Raw genomic sequence first — 20,619 nt, 5'->3', positions numbered from 1 at the left:
TTGACGAAAGACTATTTACTGGTTTGGTAAATATGCACATCGCGCTGTGGGAAAGGAATGCTGATACCCTCAGCATCGAAGCGCATTTTCACCTCACGGGTGATATCCCAATATACATCCCAATAGTCTTCTGGTTTTGCCCAGGGGCGGACGATAAAGTCGACCAAGGATTCTCCTAATACGTGCAACTTAATCAGTGGTGCAGGCACTTTTTGTACTTTAGGATGCGCCTCAACAATCGATTTTAGTACCGCTTCGGCCTGCTCAATACTATCGCCATAGCCGATGCTAAATGTCATATCGACTCGGCGCTGGTGCTCGGCGGTAATATTGTTGATGGTATCCCCCCAAATCTTATTGTTGGGAATGATAAGTCTCTGGTTATCTAATGTTTTAATGGTGGTAGAGACTAGGCTCATATGGCTAACGCGCCCCGATACGCCAGCCGCATTAATCAAATCGCCGACATCATACGGACGATAGATCAAAATCATCATGCCTGAAGCGAAGTTGGATAGAGTATCTTGCAGGGCAAAACCGATGATCACACCCGCGATACCAAAGCCAGCCAGTAAGGGGCCTAATTCGATACCAAGCTGGGATAAAGCAATCAGTACGCCGATAGTAAATACTGCCTTGCCCGAGAGTGAGGTAAAGAAGTCTTGTAGTAACTTGCTGAAATTCAACTTAGAGTTGCTAACGGTATTACTGACTATTTTTTTCACCAGTTTGCCTGCAAGGCCAGCGACAAACAGGATCAGAGAGAAGATAAATAACTTAAAGACCAATGTTGGTCCATGATTAATGGCTTGATCCTTCGCAGTATTTAGCCATTGCTCTATTAAGCTCGATGCCACATCAATGTTTAATACGTCCTGCGTAATATCACCTGAAATACTAAACAAGGTCTTTTTGAGCAAGGCGGTATTTTGCCCTAGTGCATCCAGTAACTCGATATTGGTGCTGAGGCTCTGGCTGTTTTGTGCTAAACGTTCTTTTAGTTGTATCACGCGACTGGTTTGCGCTGCGGTAACGTCTTTCCCTGCATTGGTGGCATCATTGACCGCATTTTGTAACTGTTGTTGGGTGTAAGTGACAAAGCTGTCGAAGTTATCGGCGCGGTTAAGCAGGAGTTGGGTGAGCTGTGTTTTTTCAGCTGTTACATCTTGGCCAATTTGGATTAGCCAGTTTAAGGTCTCAAGCCGTTGCTTATAGTTATTGTCTTTGTCGAGTTCACGTTTTGAGATCTCGAGTAAGGTGGCTTCATCATCCGCCGTGCCAAGTTTTTGAGCCAACTTGGTGATGAGATCATTAAAGTAGTCGTTAATTTTCAGATTAAACTGCAATTGCTCTTGGATTAGAGCCAGCATAAAAGTTTTATCGTAAGTATTATCATCCAAGAGTGCTTTAATCTTATTGCGTAACTGTAAGGTCTTATTTTGAATGCGATATTCAACAATGGTGCGTAATTCACCTTGGTATTGACCTAAGCGCGCAATGTCCTCTTTAATGGCGGTCTGAAGTGTGGTTAATTCACTTTGGGTTTCGTTTGATGCCGAAGCGGTTGGGCTGGTTGTAATGGGGTCTGGATCTGCAGCGAATACCTTGGCACTCATCAGTAGTGGAAAGCTTAGGGCAAGTATCAATATTAGCGAGCGGCGCATAGACGTTATCTTCCACAAAAAGAGGTAGGTATATGATAGGTGTCGAGCTAAACCCTGTAAAATATCAACAGCATAATAGACTAACAATGTTTAAAATTTGTGCGCCAGTTTACAGCTTTAGGCCATAGAATGAAGCTCTGAAACCTCGACGCTAATTAGTTCGACGGAATGGGATAAGGATCTGATAAACTTAGCGCCCCATAGTTAGGAATGTACTTTACATGCTGTGCTCCCATTGTCATCAGTCGATTAAAATTGCCCAAATTACCCAGCAGCGCGGAAAGGGCTTTCACGCCCAAGTCCAATGTCCCCATTGTTCAGCGTGGCTTGGTCATAGTCCTAAATTATTGAAGTTAAAGTTGTTTGGTTTTTATGCGAGTGTTCTGACGGGCTTATACAGTTACTTCGATGCCTCGACGCGGCATTTTTTGATCCCTGTGATGATCTTCTGTGTGATGTTGCTGTTGGTGAGTCATTTTATGGATCAGCTGCAAACGATTGAGGCACCAGAGAAGGAAGACGATAGCGATCAACGGCAAAAGTATCGCTAGAGATGGGATGACACTGGTTTAACCCTGTCGAGCCGTTTAGGGGCCTACCACTGAGGCTCGACATTGTTTTACAGGGTAAACCTGTTATTGAATAACCTGTTCTTGACTCTCTAATGAGTGTTCTACGTAATAAATCCCGCCCAAAATGACTGCGCCGAAAATCACTATCCCTAAGATTAATCCTAAGTTTTCACGAAAGAATGCTAGCATTTTGGTTGCCTTTTGCTGGGTTGAATAGAATTAAATATTTAGCCTGTATAACACTGGGCACATAATAGATTCACTGACTTAAGCTAATCTTAAATAACTCTTTTTGCCAATAATGTGCTCTTTTTAAGGCGTCATCAGTTGCAATGGTAAATATCTTGTAACGCATTGCTTGACCATTACCTTATTGCAACTTACTAGCGGCCTGACTTAAACTTGTGCCACTTTTTACTATGGGGACGACTGAGTGAGACTAGATAGTCACTTAAGACGCACAATTTCGATATGGCTTGCCGCCGTATTGATACTGCTGTCTTTTGTTGCCTCAGCCCATAGTGTGACTCACCTTGATGATGGGGCGAAGACGCACTGTACGCTCTGCTTCCATCAACATCAGCTAAATAAAATTCTGTTCACAGCTCCGCAGACGTTAAATTTAGCGATACAGCGATTTGATGTTTGTGAGTTTGTCTTACCCGTTACCTTCTTCAAACACGTCAGTGTTTACCTAAGCCGTGCGCCGCCTGTTCTCCATTAAATCAACTTTAATATTTTAACTTATTGTATTTCTTGATGACTTAACTTAGTCATCGAGTGCTAGTTGTATTTTGGAGATATCATGACTGTTTTTAACAACCGAATTTCTTTGGTGGCCTTGGCGTGCGCATTTGCTTCGCCGACGTTATTTGCCGCTGACTCAAGTTTAACCAATCCAGCGATCAGTGCGGTGCTGAATGGCTATTATCAAACGGCTGAACGCCCATTGGCAGAAACCGCCGAAGGATTTGGTTTAGGTGAAACTGAGTTGGCGATGAGTGCCAATATTGACGACATGTTCTACGGCAAAGTGACCGCCGTCGTTGAGATGCATGATGGTGAAACCGAGCTTAATCTTGAAGAAGCCTTTATCCAAACCATGGCAATGCCTGCGGGTTTTTCCATCCGTGGCGGACGTTTCCTGTCGGATATCGGTTATCTAAATAACCAGCATTTACATACCGATTCATTCACCGACCGCCCGATTGCTTACCGTGCATTTTTCGGCGGCCACTACTTCGATGATGGCGTGCGCTTAAACTTTGTTGCTCCAACTGATTTGTATTGGACCATTGGCGCTGAAGCGTTCAAGGGCGAGAGCATGCGCGCCGCCGATGAACATGGCGAACGTGAGTTTAAAAATGTCGGTGTGTACACCTTATATTCAAAAATCGGTGGCGATATAGGGGATAACAGTTCATGGCAGGCGGGATTGAGTTACTTACGTAACGAAAACGGTCAAGTCACAGCCCATGAAGAAGGCGATGAGCACGAAGACGAAACTGCCGAGGAAGGCCATGACCACAGCCATGCGGCATCTTACACAGGTAAAAACACCTATGGTGCTGATTTTGTGTATAAATGGGCGCCAAATGGTAACTATAAATACCAAAACCTGACCCTGAGCGGCGAGTATTATCGTGTGACTGACTTTGTGCCGAGCGACCTTCATCCCGAGGATGCGCCGAGCAAGGATTATCATCAAGGTTGGTATCTGAGCAGCGTATATCAATTCACGCCTAGCTGGTCTGCGGGTGTGCGTTACGGCGAGGTGGATACCCAAGAGCTCCATGGCGATCATTTCCATGGACAGAAGTTAAAGGAATCTGAGGTGAGTCTGGCGTGGCATTCGAGCCATTTCTCGACGGTACGTTTCCAGTACACCAATCAGAAGGGAACTAACTTCGATGGAATCGAAGACGACAATGTTTTCACTGTTCAATACATTATGTCTCTGGGGGCTCACGGTGCGCATCAATTCTAATTTTGTTAAAGCGGCCGCAGCGGCCCTGTCTTTCGCCTGTTCAGGCTTTGCCCATGCAGAGCTGAATGTGTTTGCCTGTGAACCCGAATATGCCGCATTGGCAAAAGAGTTGGCTCCAAACGCCAGCATTTATTCGGCAACCACGGCCTTACAGGATCCGCATCAAGTGCAGGCGCGTCCGAGTTTGATCGCCAAAATGCGCCAAGCGGATCTGGTGGTCTGTGCGGGCGCCGATTTAGAAATCGGTTGGCTGCCAATGCTGCAAATGAAGTCGGCTAACGCTAAGGTTCGCTCTACCGATCAGGGGTTGTTTTTCGCCGCCGATCAAATCGATACCTTAGATAAGTTAGCGAGTGTGGACCGCAGCATGGGTGATGTGCATGCTCAGGGAAATCCGCATATTCACTTCGATCCGACTCGTTTGCTAAGCGTCGCGAATGCGCTCAGCGCTAAGATGAGTCAACTCGACCCGAGCGAGGCGGCGAATTACCAAAAGGCATTAGCGGATTTTAGCACTCGTTGGCAGGCGGCGATCCCTCGTTGGGAAGAACAAGCCAAACCGTTAAAAGGCAAAAAGGTCATCGCCTATCACACCAGCTTTAGATATCTGTTCAACTGGTTGGGGATTGAACAAGCTGCTGATCTTGAGCCTAAACCCGGTCTGGCGCCGACTAGCGGCCATTTAGCGAGTTTGCTGAGCCGTGCTGAGCAGGGCGATATTCTGGCTGTAGTTGTGGCGTCCTATCAGGATGAGCGTGGTGCTAAGTGGTTGGGTGAAAAGGCTAATCTACCTGTGCTTATGTTGCCAATGTCGGTAGGTGGCAACGATGCGAGTCAAGATCTCTTCAGCCTCTACGACAGCGCGATAGCCCTCTTAAACGGGGTGAAATAAGCCTATGTTGGATCTGGAACTGATGTCGATCCTGCTGCCAGCGCTGGCGGCGGGGATCTTAGTGCTCTCAACGCATATTGTACTTGGCAAACAAGTGCTTAAGCGTGGGATCATCTTTATCGATTTAGCCATTGCGCAAGTCGCCGCGTTGGGGGCGATTGTGGCGCACATGGACCACAGGTTAGAAGAGATGCCATTTTCTAATGCGTGGATGCCGGCCTTATTCGCCCTTGCGGGGGCGGGGTTTATCGCTTGGTTATCTAAGCGAATGGCGGGTGAGTTAGAAGCCATGATCGGTTGTTTTTATGTGCTATCGGCCGTGGCCGCTATGCTATTGCTGGCGAACGATCCCCATGGTGCAGAGCTGCTAAAACAATTGATGTCGGGCCAGATCCTTTGGGTGAGTTGGTCGCAATTAGTGTTACCGACAGTGGTTTATGCTGGGGTGTTGGCGTTGATTTTTTGGCGGCCACAAATATTAAATGGTGCCGGATTCTATCTCCTGTTTGCCCTAGTTATTACGTTGTCGGTTGAGCTGGTGGGCGTCTATTTAGTATTTAGTACCTTGATTTTACCTGCACTTGCTCTGAATAAATACCAAGGTAAAAACGGCTTGTTTTACGCCTATCTGGTCGGCCTTATGGGTTACTTACTTGGTCTGGTATTATCGGCAACCATGGATTTACCGAGTGGGGCGGCGATTGTCGCAACCTTGGCAGTCAGTGCACTGGTATTTCGTGTAGGCTTAAGCAAAATGGCTACAGTGAGTCAGATCTAACGCTAGGTTTTATGCTGAGTGTTAGGCGTTGATATTGATTTAAAAGCCCATCGATACGCTTATTGCGTGAGTAACGATGGGCTTTTGTTTGATTGTTAGCAACTCAGCTAACAGATGTAAACATTATATTGAGTCCCTAGGGCTGGGTGGCTATACTGTCGCCACTTTCACCCTTGGAGTATGTCGTGCTATTAATTGTCAGATCTGTGTTGTTGGCGGTGTCATTGTTACTTGCATTTATTTTTGGTGGTTTGGTTTGCCTATTACGACCTCGTCACCGTGACAATGTACATATGTTCGCCAAGATCTTTTCATCCGCAGCGCCGATTTTAGGGCTTAAAGTCATAGTACGTCGGCCTAAGGAAGTGCAGGATGGCCCCTATATATTTCTTGGAAATCATCAAAATAACTTCGATTTATTCACACATACTAAAGCGGTACCTAAAGGCACTGTGAGCTTAGGGAAAAAGAGCTTAGTGTGGATCCCCTTGTTTGGCCAGATCTATTGGCTTTCAGGTAATATTCTGATCGATAGAAAAAATCGCAATAGTGCTTTTGATACCATGGCGAAAACGGCGGAAAAAATTAAGCAGAATCGTCTTTCCGTGTGGATTTTCCCTGAGGGTACGCGCTCACGGGGGCGCGGACTGTTGCCCTTCAAAGCGGGAGCTTTCCACACTGCGATTGCGGCTGGTGTGCCAGTCGTACCCGTGTTGACGTCATGCCAAAGTCATATTGATTTGAACCGTTGGGATAATGGTGTGGTGATTATTGAGATGATGGCGCCAATCCCGACTGAAGGTTTGGATAAAGCTGACGCGAAAGCCTTTTCGGCACAGGTGCACGAGATTATGTCGGCAAAATTTAACGAGATAAATCGCGAAGCGGCAACATTAATGGGTAAAACTATCCCGGCTGATGACGTATAATAACGCCAATTTGAGCCAGTTTTATCTTAACGGAGACAAGTCCATGTCTATTGAAAGTCAGTTAAAAGCCCAATTCGCCGAGAATCGTGACATAGTGCAAGCCTTGCTCGACGATGGCTCAGAGCCAGATGCTGAATACACCATTGAGCACCATTTTTCATCGAGCAATTTTGAGCGCTTAGAAAAGGCTGCGGTTGATGCATTCAAACTTGGATTTGAAGTCAATGATGCTGAAGAAATGGAATTGGAAGATGGTTCGGTGATTTTCTGTTTTGACGCTGTTGCTTATCACAAGTTAGAAATTCCATTATTAGACAAAGCGACTGAACAGTTATTGCAACTCGCAGCCAAGCAAAAAGTGGATTATGACGGTTGGGGTACTTACTTTGTTGGCGATGAAGAAGATGAAGACGAAGAAGATGACGAACAGGACGATGGTTTTCCACATTAATACGTTGTCATAATTCTTATAAAGTAAAAGCCCATCAATGATGGGCTTTTACTTTATTAAGCCTAATTAAGTGGAAATTGCTGCTGCATGTAGGACGCTACAATTTCGGCCTTTCTGTTTGGCCTCGTAAAGCGCTTTGTCTGAGCAGGAAATCCAACTTGAACTGCTCGTAATATGTTTGCCTATTTCACATACGCCAAGGCTGACAGTCACTTTAATCTTCAGCCCCTCATACACTACGGTGGATTCAGCGATCTTTTCCCTCAAACGCTCGGTAAAGTTGAGGGCATCGGTGCCACTGGTATTGGGCATGACTACCGCAAACTCTTCGCCGCCATAGCGACCGACACAGTCGGTTTCCCGCAATGAATGACTCAGAAGATGGGCGATATGTTGAATAACCTTGTCACCTGCAAGGTGGCCGTAGGTGTCATTGATATTTTTGAAATGATCAATATCAATCATCACCAAGCTTGCTACACCGGAATAACGGGCATAGAGATCGTACTCGTGTTCCAAGCATAGTTGCCAATGGCGGCGATTATGCAGTTGCGTTAATCCATCGGTTTGACTAAGACGCTCTAACTGTTCGTTGGCGGCCTTGATCTGCAACTTATTCACGGCGATATCGGTGACATCATAAATAATCACACTGATATGGGTAATTTTGCCTGTTAATGAAGCGAGAGGCAGCAAAGTTACGTTCTGGTACATAAAATCGGCGCGCCCAGTAATTGGACGATAGTTTTTAAACTGAAACACGTAAGGTCTTTGTTCCCAACTAATAAATGCTCGATTTTTGAGCATAAAAACCGATTCCATTTTTTGCTTTAGCCAAGTAGCTGGCAAATCTGGGAAGCGGCTAAACAGGTTTTGACCTTTAATAGAATTGGGTGAAACGCCACTATGGTTTTCCATAAAGCCGTTCCACAGTTGGATATTATAATCGCGATCTAATACCACGAGACCCACTTCTATGGTTTGTACCATATCGATTAGCCAATGGAGTTCGTTCATTGCGCTTTGATCGTTTGACATAAGGTAAAGTCCAACTGATTAATCGAGTAAATAACCGAGTTTGTAGCTCAGTGTCGGAATAGAGTCTTCGGTAAAGAGCAACAGTAAGTCGCATTGAATATTATGATTTTCAATACGATAGTTGATTTCCATCGCTAATGTTCTGTGCCATTTTTCCGAATTATCATGGATAAGATCATTCACTGTACAGTGACGGCCCAACACCACAGGATGGGCTTGGCTGAATTTCATATCGAGTTGTTCTGAGATCCCATTCAGGAATGCACCAATCAATACGTTCCCCGTGTCGATCAGTACTTCAATCTCGGTATTCTTATCCTCAGGATTTGCAACCCCCATGAGCTTGGCCATATCTTTAAAGCTTGAATCATGGAATAACAACAGTGCTTCACCCGCAACGCCTGCACCAATAAATCCTTGGCAAAGTGCTGAAACAGTTGAGCTTTCTTCTGTTGCTTTCAGAGCCATGGTCAGTTCGCTGACTTCGAGCACGTTCACATTGGGGATAGGTAATAGGACAAATACGTCGAGTAATTTGGCGAGCAAATCGGCTGCACGGCCCATGGCAACGTTAGCGATCTCTTGGCAGGCATCACGCATATCGACTTTGATCATCGGCGTGTCTTCCACCTGATCTTTCTGCGTTAGGGTAAGAATGCCGTACTCTTGGAGGATATTACTGATGGCATCAGCACTGACGGGTTTTTGGATAAAGTCCAATGCACCTAGAGCTTTAACACGTTCATGAGCTTTGATTTGTATATCACCCGAGACCACAATGATAAGGGCGGGGAGATCGTTTTGTTGAACGGTTTGTAGTACTTCATAACCATCCATTACGGGCATATTGAGATCGAGGAAGACCACTTCGCCTTTACCTGCGCGAATGGCATCTAACCCTTCGGCACCATTGGTCGCGTAGGTAATCTCGACATCCCACTCTTTGGGAAGGGTGCGAGCCATTTGTTTACGCGCCATAGCGGAATCGTCACAGATGAGTACAGAGATTGTCATGCTGACTACAGATCCTTATTTGCCCATTTATTGAAGATAACACTAATTCTTCATGTTTGAGTGACGAATTATGTGCTTCGGGCAAGTTTGATTTACATCATCTATATATAACTTATAGATTTAATTAGCTAATTTTATTTATCTTGCCATTAAATTCTAAAGGCATAGTGCGATTAAAATTGTGGTTAGCTAAGTTAACTTCGTTATTTATCGCAAAAAATACCTCGATTTTGCGACCATCTATATGCTTAATCCATCAACAGATGTCTACAGTATCGATCCTCTATCTGCACAGGTATACATGCTGTAGGTAAGCGGAGTTGCTAGAGATGCATTTTGTTCAAATTAGACGCTGGCATGGGCTGAACAGCATCGTAAATTTATTCTAACAGCTTCATAAATCAGAATTTGTTAGGTTTTAGATTGCAGCCTAACATAATCGCACACTAATACTTAACGGTGACTGACAATATTTTGACTAAAGTCAAAATTCGGCCTTATGTTACATGTTTTGGTTAATCATGCCAAACATGTTAACATTTGGTCTGGACTGACCAGTAGCAGGATATTTCATGGGTGAGCGTTGTGTGCAAGTTACGGTTGAGAATGGCATCGCAAATGTTGTGCTTAATCGTCCAGAAAAGTTCAATGCAATTAATTATTTGATGTTTAGCGAACTCGATAAAACCATCAAAAGGATTAAATCAGATCCGCGTATTCGGCTAGTAATTTTATCTGGCGCTGGAGGTCATTTTAGTTCTGGCTTGGATGTCAAAAGCGTGATGTCGGCGCCGATGCAAGCAGTTAAATTGCTGTTTAAAGGGTTGCCAGGCAATGCCAACCTAGCCCAAAGAGTATCCCTTGGCTGGCAGCGTTTACCTGTACCCGTTATCGCGGTATTGGAAGGCTGCTGTTATGGTGGAGGAATGCAAATCGCTTTAGGTGCGGATTTTAGGATAGCAAGCCCTGACAGTAAGTTATCCATTATGGAGGCCAAATGGGGGCTGGTGCCCGATATGGCAGGCCTAGTGGCATTGCGGCAAATTATGCCAAAGGATCAAGCGATGTTACTCAGTCTCACGGCAAAAGTGCTCTCTGGCGAAGAGGCTAACACCTTAGGTTTAGTGACTCAGTTAAGTGATAACCCAATGTTAAGCGCGCAACAATTGGCGGAAGAACTCCTCAATACCTCCCCCGATGCGGCTGCGGCAATTAAGCTGAGTATTAACCGCAGCTGGACTGCTTCGGTCCGTGCGTTGCTATGCCGCGAGTCATGGAGTCAAGTGAGATTACTGCTTGGCAAAAATCGTACTATCGCTGCGGTTCGTCAGTTAAAAGATCCCACTAAACCCTACAAGGATCGCCAGTCTGGCTGGTAACTTGGTTGATGCCATTAGCGAGAAAGCCATGTTAAAGACTTCCTCAATGCTGAGGCTGCGTTGCTGTGTCGAGCTTTATTTTGTTCTAGCAAGCCGTGCTCGTAAAATCAGGGGGATTAAAATTTCAATAGGCGCCGCTCATTCGGGCGGCGAATCCTCTAATGGCCGATAAACAATTCTGCCAAGCGCTTTCATTATCCAGATTCAATGCCAGCGTTGTCTGCCGATAATTGGGTGCCTCTAAGGTCACTGCCAGCGTTTTACGTTGTTCAGCCGTTTCTAATGAGGCGGGGTGACCATCGGGTGATTGAATGTCGAGTATCGGCATCGTGAGTTTAGCGAGCTTCTCGGCTATGGCTTGGTTGCGCGTTTCGTCTGCACTGTAGGGATTGATGACAATCAATACATCGGGATCGGCAATTTTCTTTTGGCTTAATAGGCTTATCAATAATCCAGCACTTTGATCGGCGGTGATCAGTACTCGTTTGCCAGGATAATCGCTACCAACGCTGTCGAGCTGTGACATGCTTTTAACGAGAAAGTCTTCTTGCTCAAGGAGATGCTTATTACTGTCTTCAGGCTTTACCTTTTGACTTGGTTTATTGGAAGGCGTGGTTAATTGCGCTGACCCCGCAGTCGCGACTTCAGTTGCTGGGGTGGCAAAATTGGGCGCTGGTGGTTCTGTTGGCGGCGTGAGGCTTAAGCTCGCCCAGCCGGCAGCATTGATATTACGTCGGACAAAGGCCATTAATCCGGGCGCATCGGCGGTGCCATTAGTGGCGGGTAAAATAATGGCTGCACCGAGTTTTTTTCGGCCTTCCCACGAGCGGACTAAGAGTTCAAGTGGTTGGTCATCAATGGTGATTTGTTTGATCTCATTGGCGGGTAAATAGCTGCTCGCTCTTTTAACGGGCGTCGGTTTGTTAGGATTAGACTGAGCTACTTCGGCGCTAGGCTCGGGAGTTTGGCTACTGGGATCGGCGGCGAGTAAGCTCGCACTGGCGAGAGCTAAGGTGAGGCTCAATACCGAGGGAATGATACGCGCCATAGAATTGATAACCACCTGTGTAGTCTTATAAATTCAATTAGCTAGAGTATAACCTTAAGCAGCGTAGCAGAAGCAATTTTTGCTTAAGGTCGTGACGGCGACCGCGCACTGCGGCGCCTAGACAGACTTATGCGAAAAAAATGTTTATACAACAGAGAAAATAAAAACGCCCAGCGATTGGCTGGGCGTTTGTGTTTTAGCTTAAGCGAGCCGGATAAGGCTCGGTTTAATGCCAATCAAGATTAAACATGGCTAACTAGCACCATACGAATCGCATCAAGCTGCAACTGACTCGCATCGAGGTAAGTGGTCAGCTCCCGTATTTGGTTGCGTAGGTATTCTAATTCTTCCTCACGGATATTGGGGTTGACCGCTTTGAGGGACTCTAAACGTTCGAGTTCGCCTGTAAGCTGGCTGGTCATCTTCTCGCGCGCTTGAGCCACTAATTCATTGACGGCCACTTGGGCATACTCTTCGCCTTTAGCAAATAACGGATGCAGAATTGGCTGTGAGGCCGTGACTAACTTGCTACCAATATGACGGTTTACCGCGCTTAACTGTTTGTCAAAACTGGTGTAATCGACCTTGGCTGACAGATCGTTGCCATTTTTATCCAGCAGAATACGGATTGGCGTAGGCGGTAGATAACGATAGAGCTGGCTCGATTTAGGCGCCGAGGCATCTGCCATATAAATCAGTTCTAAAAACAGGGTGCCCGCAGGCAATGCCTTGTTTTTTAATATCGCAACACTTGTGGTACCGGTATCCGAGCTAGTGATCAAGTCGAGGCCGGTTTGCACCAGTGGATGCTCTTGGGTGATCAAGGCAATATCATCACGGGAGAGTGCGGTATCACGGTCGAAGGTGACGGTAACGCCATCCTCATGCAGGCCGGGATAAGTCGGGAACATCATATGCTCGCTTGGACGCAGGATGATCGAGTTTTCGCCTTTATCTTCCTGGTCGACACCGATAATGTCCCACAAGCGGATCACCGAACCAATCAGCTTAGTATCTTGATCGCTTTGGGCTAAACGCTCGACAATCGCTTTGGCTTTATCGCCGCCATGGGAGTTGATTTCCAGCAGTTTATCACGGCCTTGCTCCATGGCGTGTTTCAGTTCTTTGTAACGGCTTTGGGTGTGGTTGAGCAGATTGGTTAGCTCATCTTCATCACCGCCGACAAGGACATTTAACAGATCTTCGGCAAATTCACTGAAAAGTATATGGCCGCCAGGGCAGGTAAGCTCGAAGGCATTTAGACCTTGGTGATACCATTGGAGTAAACGCTCCTGTGCCGTATCTTGCAGATAAGGCAAGTGAATTTGGATATCGTTCTTTTGACCAATACGGTCCAAACGGCCGATACGCTGCTCCAATAAATCTGGGTTTAATGGCAGATCGAACAACACTAAGTGGCTGGCAAACTGGAAGTTACGACCTTCAGAACCAATTTCTGAACAGATTAACGCCTGAGCGCCGCCGTCTTCTTGGGCAAAGTAAGCACCCGCTTTATCGCGCTCGATGATCGACATGCCTTCGTGGAATACGGTCGCTTGAATGCCTTCACGGGTACGCAGGGCTTCTTCTAAGCTCAGGGCGGTATCGGCGCCACTGGCGATAATCAGCACTTTCTTGCTGCGGTGCGACTTTAAAAACTCGATTAACCAATCCACGCGAGGATCGAATTTCCACCAACTGGCGCTGTTGTCTTCAAATTCTTGATAGAGTTTTTCAGGGCTTAAGGCTTGTGCCGCTTTCGCTTCTAAGGTTTTACGACCGCCCATCATCTCATTCACGCGTGCAGCGGTAAGATACTGCTCAGGCATCGCATGGGGATAGGCGTTGAAAATACGTTTCGGAAAACCTTTTACCGAGGCGCGGCTGTTGCGGTAAAGCACGCGGCCAGTGCCGTGGCGATCAAGCAGTTCTTGCAGTAATTCGCTGCGCGCCGCTTGTTGCAATTCGCTGTCGATGCCTTCGGCTTGAATTAACCGAATGCTCGGCGCTATGTCTTTTTCGCTGAGTAATTCGGTTAAGCTGTTGATAGCGGTATCGGATAATTTGCTTTCGCCCGCTAAAGCTTCGGCGGCGATGGCGACATCTTTGTAGCTGTTTTCTTCAGCAAGGAAGGCGTCGTAGTCATAGAAACGATCTGGGTCGAGTAGGCGCAAGCGCGCAAAATGGCTCTCGTGACCGAGTTGATCCGGTGTTGCGGTCAGTAATAATACGCCCGGTACGACTTCGCTTAAGGCTTCAACCACTTGGTAGGCGCGGCTTGGGGCGTCTTCGGTCCACTCTAAATGGTGCGCTTCATCAACCACTAACAGATCCCAATCGGCATCGAGTGCTTGGTCGAGACGTTTCTTTTTGCGCAGTAATTCGAGTGAACAAATCACTAACTGTTCGGTATAGAAAGGGTTGTCATGGTCGGCAAAGGCTTCAACGCAACGGTCTTCATCAAACACGGAGAAGCGCAAGTTAAAGCGGCGCAGCATTTCCACTAACCACTGATGGCGCAGGGTATCCGGCACAATAATCAATACTCGTTCGGCACGGCCTGTCAGCAGTTGTTGGTGGATAATTAGCCCTGCTTCGATGGTTTTACCCAAACCCACTTCGTCGGCCAGCAACACCCGCGGCGCATAACGGCGACCCACTTCATGGGCAATCCACATTTGATGGGGGATAAGACCAACGCGTGGCCCTTGTAAGCCGAGTAAATCAGAGGTCGCCAGTTGATTGCGCAGTAACTGGCATTGGTAACGAATGCCGAAACGATCGAGGCGGTCAATCTGACCCGCAAACAGGCGATCCTGCGGTTTGTTAAAACGAATGTTGTGGTTTAACAGGGTCTCACGCAGGCTGGTTTTCTCACCTGTTTCGCTGTGGATTCCGTGGTAGACGACGAGACCGTCTTTTTCGGTGAGTTCTTCGACCGAGAGACTCCAGCCTTCATGGCTTTCAACCGTATCGCCAGGGTTGTATATGACGCGGGTCAGCGGGGCTTCGTTACGCGAGAACATACGGTTCTCACCAGTCGCAGGGAATAACACTGTGACCATGCGGCCTTCAACTTGTACGACTGTTCCTAAACCAAGCTCTGACTCGGTATCACTTATCCAACGTTGTCCTAAGGCAAACGGCATCTTAAATTCTCATCTCTGGGCGGACTCTAACAAAGGGCGCGTATGTTATATCAATACTAGGGATATTTGAATCGCCCTCTCAACCGTTAGAGACTAATTCTCCACACAGCAGATTACAAATTGAACAGTGAAGAAAATTCTCTGTTGCAGCTCGAGGTTTTGTCATGCTTCTGTCATATCGAGGGACCTACACTGCTTTCGAGTCTCTGATGATTTGGTTGGCATTCATTGAGAATGGTGCCAATATTAGTGTAAGCCGCTAGCTATCTTTATTCGGTAGAGGCTTGAACTTAAAGATCATTCTTAACCTAACGCCAATCAGCAAAGGAGCCATATCCACTCACTGGGAACGAGATATAACATAAAAACAATCGAGCACTCTGGAGGCGCCATGGAACAAGACGACAGAAAGTTGTTTGTACTGGATACCAATGTGTTACTACATGAACCTTTGGCGATCTATTCGTTTAAAGAGCACGATGTAGTCATTCCGATGACTGTGCTAGAAGAGCTAGACCAGATTAAAGATCGAAAGAGTGATGTGAGTCGCGATGCGAGAGTTGCCATTCGGGCATTGGAAGATACCCTCGGCGGCGATACAACACCGGAACAAATTATTAATGGCGTCCCTTTGCCAAGTCGAGAAGGGCATGCCGATGCAATAGGCTCACTTTCTATTTTCCCTGACCATCTTGTCGATTTTACCTTAGGTGCCCTGCCGGGGGATGGCAACGATAACCGCATTATCAATACCGCACTACATCTACAAAATCTTCACCATCCACGCACTGTGGTACTCGTCACTAAAGATATCAATATGCGTCTTAAGGCCAAGGGCGCGGGTATTCAATTGGTTGAGGATTATCGAACCGACCAGCTGATCGACGATATTCGTTTCCTCAGCAAGGGCTTTTATCAGTTCGAAGGTAATTTTTGGGAGCATTTAAACAAAGTGTCCACCGAGCGCCACGGTCGGCATACGATTCATGAAGTCCCACTGAAAGATTTAGACAACGAACCCTTTTACATTAACCAGTATCTGATTGACACCGAATCTGATTTTTGTGGGCGCGTCACCGAGCGTAGCGATACTCATCTGCATATTTTGGATTTGGGCCGCGAGCGCTTAAAAAACCTCGAGGCGTGGGGCGTTAAACCTAAGAATGTTTACCAAGGCATGGCGCTGCAAGCCTTGCTCGATCCCGATATCGATCTGGTGATCTTAACGGGGCCAGCGGGTTGCGGTAAAACCTTACTGGCAATGGCGGCTGCGCTTGAGTTGGTAGTGGAGCGTAATCGCTACGATAAGGTGATTGTGACTCGTAATACGCCAGAAATTGCCGAATCGATAGGTTTTTTACCCGGCACCGAAGAAGAAAAGATGATGCCATGGCTCGCGGCCATTACCGATACCTTAGAAGTGCTGCATAAGAATGATGTCAATCCGACCGGCAGTTTGAACTACATCATGGAGAAGGCGAATATCCAATTTAAGTCGATCAACTTTATGCGCGGCCGCTCGATCCAAAACTCCATTGTGCTTTTGGATGAATGTCAAAACCTGACGGCGTCGCAGATCAAAACCATGATCACTCGGATGGGGGAAGGCACAAAATTGATTTGTTGCGGTAACTTAGCGCAGATCGATTCCAATTATCTCACCGCAGTGACCTCGGGTTTAACCTACATTGTTGAGCGTTTTAAAGACTTTGAAGGCAGTGCAAACTTGTACCTGAATGGCGTGGTGCGTTCACGCTTAGCTGAATACGCTGAAGAACATCTCTAACCATTAACTAAATTGTTACAAAAGGTCTCACTTGTGGGGCCTTTATTTTTAGCCATTTCTATGATTTTTCAGTTAGCTAACCATAGACTTTGCTAGTCTGAGAGCGGCAATTATTTGATGTGACTCGGGGTTTCTTCCTGCTAATATAAGGACCCATAAATGAACTCCGTAACTTTTGCCACCGATGGCTAAATCAAGTGCTGCAATCAAGGGTAGTGGATGAAATCGAGTGAGCCGGATCTCCAGCTAAAATCGCCGATCCAAAAGAATTATAACCGTGCCGTTTTTTATACTTATATCGGTGTAATTGTCCTGTCGTTGCTGACGGCGTGGATGTTTTTCGATCGCCAGAAAAGCCAGCAGATGGATCAGCGTGAAGAGCAGGTTGAACGCCATGTATTGCAAATTGACTTACTACTGGAGTCGAGCATTCGTGCGGTGAAGAGCTTGCGGGATGTGGCAGTGGATCATCTACGTTTAGGTGAGTTAGTGCGTAAGGATCGCTTACCGCAGTACGGCAAATTTAACGAAAGTGGTCAGTATTTTACCTTAGAGCCTAATTACGCCAAAGGTGGCAAGCCATTCACTAATATGGGGCGGATCACGGGCGCGGGTTCCCTCGATGGTCGCAGTGATAAGTTCTACCAAGAGCTGGAAATGCTGTTCGAGTTATCGCTGTCTTTCCCTGTGGCCAAAGAAGCCGCACCCAAAGCCTCGGCAATTTATTATCTATCGCGCCAGCGGATGATGTCCTACTTCCCTTGGACCAATGATGATCAACGTTTTAGAGACGAGTTGCTCAATAAAAAACAATTCCAATACGCGACGCCAGCGATGAACCCGCAACGCAGCGTGTTTTGGAGTGAGGCCTACGTCGACTCCACAGGTAAAGGCTTATTGACCACCTTAGGTGTGCCCGTTTACCTCGACGATGAGTTTATGGGCTCGATAAACCTCGATATGACCTTAGCCTCATTGGCGCGGCAAATTCGGGTGTACTTCAAAATGCCGGGGACGGTCATCCTGCTCGATCAGCAGAATAATATTTTATCCCACAGTGATTTTGATGGCTCTGATATCAATCGGGTGTATCACATAAGCCAGCGCATTCCTTCTGAGCTGCATTCGTTGCCTGAGTCTGAATTATTCGACGCCCACGAAGGCATTATTCGTAACGGTTACTATATCCACTCGGTTGCGCTGCATAATGCGCCTTGGCGCTTGTTGTATCTGCAAAATGAAGACGATCTGTTCCAAGATTCGGTCGAAAAACTGCAACTGACCTTTATCCTTGTGGTCATCGCTCTGTCGGTGCTGGTGACCATAGTACACTGGCAAACGCGCCGCTCTTTTGTGAGCCCTGCATCGCGGCTGTTATCCCACTTAGAGGGCTGCTCCCAAGAACCGCGTAAACCGCCGGAAAAAATCACCCCTGGTTGGGAGCCTTGGTTCCTATTGGTCAGCCGCATTTTTGAGGAAAACAAGCAATACACTCACCATCTGGCCGAGCAAAATAAACGACTCGATAAACTGGTCGCGCGTCGTACTGAGCGGTTAAAAGATGCTACCGAGCGCCTCGAACGTGAATATGCGCTATTGCGGTCCTTACTCGACTCTATCCCAGAAGCCATTGTCTTTAAAGATAAAGAGGGCAATTACCTCGGCTGTAACAAGGCCGCCGAGCGGATGTTGGGTTACACCGAAAGCGAGATGATCGGTCTGTCGTCGGAGGATTTAACCTCGCCAGAGATGGGCATTCGTATTCGTGCCGAGGATGAGCAGATCCTAAAAGATCGCACGCCGCTGCGTTATCAAGAGAAGGTCGAGTTAGCGGGCAAACCTGTGTTGCTCGACACCCTGAAACTGCCTTTCTATAACCGTCGTGGTGAGCTGCAAGGCTTAATTGCCGTGTGGCGCGATGTCACGCGTGAGTACGAGTCCGCCGAACAGTTACGTCTGTCGGAAGAGCGTTACCACTTAGCGATGGATGCGGTAGAGGACGGTCTATGGGACTGGTATTTGGATTCGGAGCATATTATTTGCAACCCATCCTATTATTCGATGCTGGGGTATAAACCCAATGAATTCCCTGCGTTATTGTCGGCGATTGATCAACTGACGCATCCCGACGATAGAATTCGCGTCGAAGAATATCGTAATCAGTATCTGCAAAACCCGGTCGATGCTTATGAAATCGAGTTTCGGATTTTAGGTAAAAATGGCAGTTATCACTGGGTGCTTTCCCGTGGACGGGTAGTGGAATTTACCGCCGATGGTCAGCCTAAGCGTATGGTCGGTACCCATAAGGACATCACGCGCCATAAGAGTAACGAAGTGGCGCTGTTGGAGGCGAAGCAGGACGCGGAATTGGCCAACCTGTACAAGAGTGAATTTTTGGCGAATATGAGCCATGAAATCCGCACGCCAATGAACGCTATTATCGGTATGTTGCAGTTGGCGCAGCGCACCTCGCTGACGGCGCAGCAGAAGGATTACCTCGAAAAAGCCGGTTTCTCGGCGCAGTCGTTACTGCGGATTATTAACGATATTCTCGACTTCTCTAAGATTGAGGCGGGTAAGTTAGAGTTGGAGCGGGTGCCGTTTCCGCTGGATAAAGTGCTCGATCATGCCCTCGATCTCAACGCGCTTAAGGCGCAGGAACAAGGCGTTGAATTATTGCTGTATGCGCCAGTGACGGCAGGGCTCATTCTTAAGGGCGATCCACTGCGTCTAGGCCAAGTGCTGATCAATTTGTTGTCTAACGCGGTGAAGTTTACCCAATCCGGCGAGATTGAACTGGGATGTGAAGATGTCGGCGAGCGCGATCACCGGATTACCTTAAAATTCTGGGTGCGGGATACCGGTATTGGGATCAGTAAAGATCAGCAGGAAAAGTTATTCGATGCCTTTGCCCAAGCCGATGGTTCGACGACCCGTAAATACGGCGGCACAGGCTTAGGTTTATCGATCAGTAAGCATTTGGTCTCCATGATGGGTGGCAAGATGCAAGTACAGAGTGAGTTAGGCGTCGGCAGTACCTTTAGTTTTACCATCAGCTTTGAGATTGCTGAAGAGGCCAAGGTTGAGCCCTTAGTTGTGCCTGAAAAACTCAATAATTTACGCACACTTGTGGTGGATGATAACCCAACGGCGCTGCAAATTTACTCAGCGTTGATGCGCGATTTCCACTTTGAGGTGGATACTGCCGCGAGCGGCGCCGAGGCGCTGTATAAGTTGTCGCGAGATCCTATCGATTTATTGTTGCTCGACTGGATGATGCCAGAAATGGATGGCAGTGATGTGATTAGCGCCATCGATACCATGGTGGCCGAAGGTCGGATCGCGAAACGGCCAATCATTATTATGATGACGGCCTATGCGGCTGAACCTTTGCAACTTGAAGTCGATAGTGCCAATGTGTTTGCTGTGTTGCAAAAGCCCTTTAAGGCCTCGAGCCTGTTCGATGAGATTATTGCCGCCTTTGCCGACGAGCCAAGGCTCAATGTCGCACAGCCTATTGCTGAAGTGGCTGTCGAAGAAGGTGAGCACACAGGTTTAGTGCTCTTGGTTGAAGATAACTTTATCAACCAACAGGTTGCGACAGAGCTGTTAAAGAGTGCGGGTTACGAAGTCGTCGTTGCAGGAAATGGCCAAATTGCGTTGGATATTATCGACTCGCGCCCCTTCGATGCGGTATTAATGGATATTCAAATGCCAGTAATGGATGGTTTAACGGCGGCGCGGGCACTGCGTGAACGTTACAGCGCTGATGCCTTACCGATTATCGCCATGACAGCCCATGCGATGTCTGGTGATCGGGAAAAGAGTCTCGCCGCAGGGATGAATGCCCATATTACTAAGCCTATCGTGCTATCCGAATTATTTGAAACCTTAACCCATTGGATTAAGCACAAACATAATCACCATTAATT

The 20,619-nt window shown here is 47.1% G+C and carries 16 protein-coding genes; 10 read left to right on the top strand and 6 right to left on the bottom strand.

Annotation, left to right across the window (positions count from 1 at the left end; translation table 11 throughout):
• Nucleotides 1-11 precede the first annotated feature (11 nt).
• A complete protein-coding gene (locus FJD32_RS19935) occupies nucleotides 12-1,664 on the bottom strand; it encodes a mechanosensitive ion channel domain-containing protein (RefSeq protein WP_122040766.1) in 1,653 nt (550 codons plus the stop codon).
• A 221-nt stretch (nucleotides 1,665-1,885) separates the two neighbouring features.
• Between FJD32_RS19935 and FJD32_RS19930 the strand changes: the two genes are divergently transcribed.
• Nucleotides 1,886-2,215 carry a hypothetical protein gene (locus FJD32_RS19930; RefSeq protein WP_037430156.1) on the top strand — a complete coding sequence of 110 codons (330 nt, stop codon included), beginning with the start codon at nucleotides 1,886-1,888 and terminating at the stop codon, nucleotides 2,213-2,215.
• An 84-nt stretch (nucleotides 2,216-2,299) separates the two neighbouring features.
• Here the strand turns inward: FJD32_RS19930 and FJD32_RS25275 are convergent, their stop codons facing one another.
• On the bottom strand, nucleotides 2,300-2,425 hold the full coding sequence (locus FJD32_RS25275) for a hypothetical protein (protein ID WP_011621366.1): 126 nt from the start codon (nucleotides 2,423-2,425) through the stop codon (nucleotides 2,300-2,302).
• A gap of 244 nt (nucleotides 2,426-2,669) precedes the next feature.
• Between FJD32_RS25275 and FJD32_RS19925 the strand changes: the two genes are divergently transcribed.
• The 6 genes from FJD32_RS19925 (at nucleotide 2,670) to rraB (ending at nucleotide 7,273) form a co-directional block, all read left to right on the top strand.
• Nucleotides 2,670-2,960, top strand: coding sequence for a hypothetical protein (locus tag FJD32_RS19925; protein ID WP_037430153.1), 291 nt, complete (start codon nucleotides 2,670-2,672; stop codon nucleotides 2,958-2,960).
• Between the two features lie 81 nt (nucleotides 2,961-3,041).
• A complete protein-coding gene (locus FJD32_RS19920; RefSeq protein WP_037430151.1) occupies nucleotides 3,042-4,223 on the top strand; it encodes a membrane protein in 1,182 nt (393 codons plus the stop codon).
• The gene (locus tag FJD32_RS19915; protein ID WP_037430150.1) at nucleotides 4,207-5,115 is read left to right on the top strand and encodes a zinc ABC transporter substrate-binding protein; all 909 of its coding nucleotides are present in this window, start codon (nucleotides 4,207-4,209) and stop codon (nucleotides 5,113-5,115) included. The genes FJD32_RS19920 and FJD32_RS19915 overlap by 17 nt, the downstream gene beginning before the upstream one ends.
• A 4-nt stretch (nucleotides 5,116-5,119) precedes the next feature.
• The gene (locus FJD32_RS19910) at nucleotides 5,120-5,893 is read left to right on the top strand and encodes a metal ABC transporter permease (protein WP_037430149.1); all 774 of its coding nucleotides are present in this window, start codon (nucleotides 5,120-5,122) and stop codon (nucleotides 5,891-5,893) included.
• Between the two features lie 185 nt (nucleotides 5,894-6,078).
• Nucleotides 6,079-6,822 carry a 1-acylglycerol-3-phosphate O-acyltransferase gene (locus FJD32_RS19905; RefSeq protein ID WP_037414070.1) on the top strand — a complete coding sequence of 248 codons (744 nt, stop codon included), beginning with the start codon at nucleotides 6,079-6,081 and terminating at the stop codon, nucleotides 6,820-6,822.
• A 43-nt stretch (nucleotides 6,823-6,865) separates the two neighbouring features.
• Nucleotides 6,866-7,273: a ribonuclease E inhibitor RraB gene (gene rraB, locus FJD32_RS19900; RefSeq protein WP_037414069.1), complete on the top strand. Its 408-nt coding sequence runs from the start codon at nucleotides 6,866-6,868 to the stop codon at nucleotides 7,271-7,273.
• Nucleotides 7,274-7,339: 66 nt separating this feature from the next.
• Here rraB and FJD32_RS19895 read toward each other — a convergent pair whose 3' ends face one another.
• Together FJD32_RS19895 and FJD32_RS19890 are read right to left on the bottom strand one after the other, a co-directional pair.
• A complete protein-coding gene (locus FJD32_RS19895; RefSeq protein WP_037430146.1) occupies nucleotides 7,340-8,311 on the bottom strand; it encodes a sensor domain-containing diguanylate cyclase in 972 nt (323 codons plus the stop codon).
• Between the two features lie 18 nt (nucleotides 8,312-8,329).
• The gene (locus tag FJD32_RS19890; RefSeq protein ID WP_037414066.1) at nucleotides 8,330-9,325 is read right to left on the bottom strand and encodes a response regulator; all 996 of its coding nucleotides are present in this window, start codon (nucleotides 9,323-9,325) and stop codon (nucleotides 8,330-8,332) included.
• 572 nt (nucleotides 9,326-9,897) lie between these two features.
• Here FJD32_RS19890 and FJD32_RS19885 point away from each other — a divergent pair.
• Nucleotides 9,898-10,704 carry a crotonase/enoyl-CoA hydratase family protein gene (locus FJD32_RS19885; RefSeq protein WP_088586182.1) on the top strand — a complete coding sequence of 269 codons (807 nt, stop codon included), beginning with the start codon at nucleotides 9,898-9,900 and terminating at the stop codon, nucleotides 10,702-10,704.
• Nucleotides 10,705-10,828: 124 nt separating this feature from the next.
• Here the strand turns inward: FJD32_RS19885 and FJD32_RS19880 are convergent, their stop codons facing one another.
• Both FJD32_RS19880 and rapA read right to left on the bottom strand, forming a co-directional pair.
• Nucleotides 10,829-11,752 carry a DUF3530 family protein gene (locus tag FJD32_RS19880; protein ID WP_088586181.1) on the bottom strand — a complete coding sequence of 308 codons (924 nt, stop codon included), beginning with the start codon at nucleotides 11,750-11,752 and terminating at the stop codon, nucleotides 10,829-10,831.
• A gap of 242 nt (nucleotides 11,753-11,994) precedes the next feature.
• Complete coding sequence (rapA, locus tag FJD32_RS19875; protein ID WP_088586180.1) at nucleotides 11,995-14,901, bottom strand: RNA polymerase-associated protein RapA; 2,907 nt, start codon at nucleotides 14,899-14,901, stop codon at nucleotides 11,995-11,997.
• Nucleotides 14,902-15,292: 391 nt separating this feature from the next.
• Between rapA and FJD32_RS19870 the strand changes: the two genes are divergently transcribed.
• Together FJD32_RS19870 and FJD32_RS19865 are read left to right on the top strand one after the other, a co-directional pair.
• Nucleotides 15,293-16,687: a PhoH family protein gene (locus FJD32_RS19870; protein ID WP_037426948.1), complete on the top strand. Its 1,395-nt coding sequence runs from the start codon at nucleotides 15,293-15,295 to the stop codon at nucleotides 16,685-16,687.
• 219 nt (nucleotides 16,688-16,906) lie between these two features.
• Entirely contained in the window at nucleotides 16,907-20,617 is a 3,711-nt protein-coding gene (locus tag FJD32_RS19865) for a response regulator (protein WP_205403014.1), read from the top strand.
• The last annotated feature ends 2 nt before the right edge of the window (nucleotides 20,618-20,619 follow it).

Source organism: Shewanella sp. LC6, assembly GCF_006385735.2.
Taxonomy (GTDB): Bacteria; Pseudomonadota; Gammaproteobacteria; order Enterobacterales; family Shewanellaceae; genus Shewanella; species Shewanella xiamenensis.
The sequence above is the reverse complement of the archived record's forward strand: the minus strand, read 5'-3'. Positions and strand labels throughout refer to the sequence as shown.

Bases quoted from the DNA above. Each gene is read 5' to 3' on its own strand.
- FJD32_RS19935 (WP_122040766.1), bottom strand. From the start codon at position 1,664: ATGCGCCGCTCGCTAATATTGATACTTGCCCTAAGCTTTCCACTACTG.
- FJD32_RS19930 (WP_037430156.1), top strand. From the start codon at position 1,886: ATGCTGTGCTCCCATTGTCATCAGTCGATTAAAATTGCCCAAATTACC.
- FJD32_RS25275 (WP_011621366.1), bottom strand. From the start codon at position 2,425: ATGCTAGCATTCTTTCGTGAAAACTTAGGATTAATCTTAGGGATAGTG.
- FJD32_RS19920 (WP_037430151.1), top strand. From the start codon at position 3,042: ATGACTGTTTTTAACAACCGAATTTCTTTGGTGGCCTTGGCGTGCGCA.
- FJD32_RS19910 (WP_037430149.1), top strand. From the start codon at position 5,120: ATGTTGGATCTGGAACTGATGTCGATCCTGCTGCCAGCGCTGGCGGCG.
- rraB (WP_037414069.1), top strand. From the start codon at position 6,866: ATGTCTATTGAAAGTCAGTTAAAAGCCCAATTCGCCGAGAATCGTGAC.
- FJD32_RS19895 (WP_037430146.1), bottom strand. From the start codon at position 8,311: ATGTCAAACGATCAAAGCGCAATGAACGAACTCCATTGGCTAATCGAT.
- FJD32_RS19890 (WP_037414066.1), bottom strand. From the start codon at position 9,325: ATGACAATCTCTGTACTCATCTGTGACGATTCCGCTATGGCGCGTAAA.
- FJD32_RS19885 (WP_088586182.1), top strand. From the start codon at position 9,898: ATGGGTGAGCGTTGTGTGCAAGTTACGGTTGAGAATGGCATCGCAAAT.
- FJD32_RS19880 (WP_088586181.1), bottom strand. From the start codon at position 11,752: ATGGCGCGTATCATTCCCTCGGTATTGAGCCTCACCTTAGCTCTCGCC.
- rapA (WP_088586180.1), bottom strand. From the start codon at position 14,901: ATGCCGTTTGCCTTAGGACAACGTTGGATAAGTGATACCGAGTCAGAG.
- FJD32_RS19870 (WP_037426948.1), top strand. From the start codon at position 15,293: ATGGAACAAGACGACAGAAAGTTGTTTGTACTGGATACCAATGTGTTA.
- FJD32_RS19865 (WP_205403014.1), top strand. From the start codon at position 16,907: ATGAAATCGAGTGAGCCGGATCTCCAGCTAAAATCGCCGATCCAAAAG.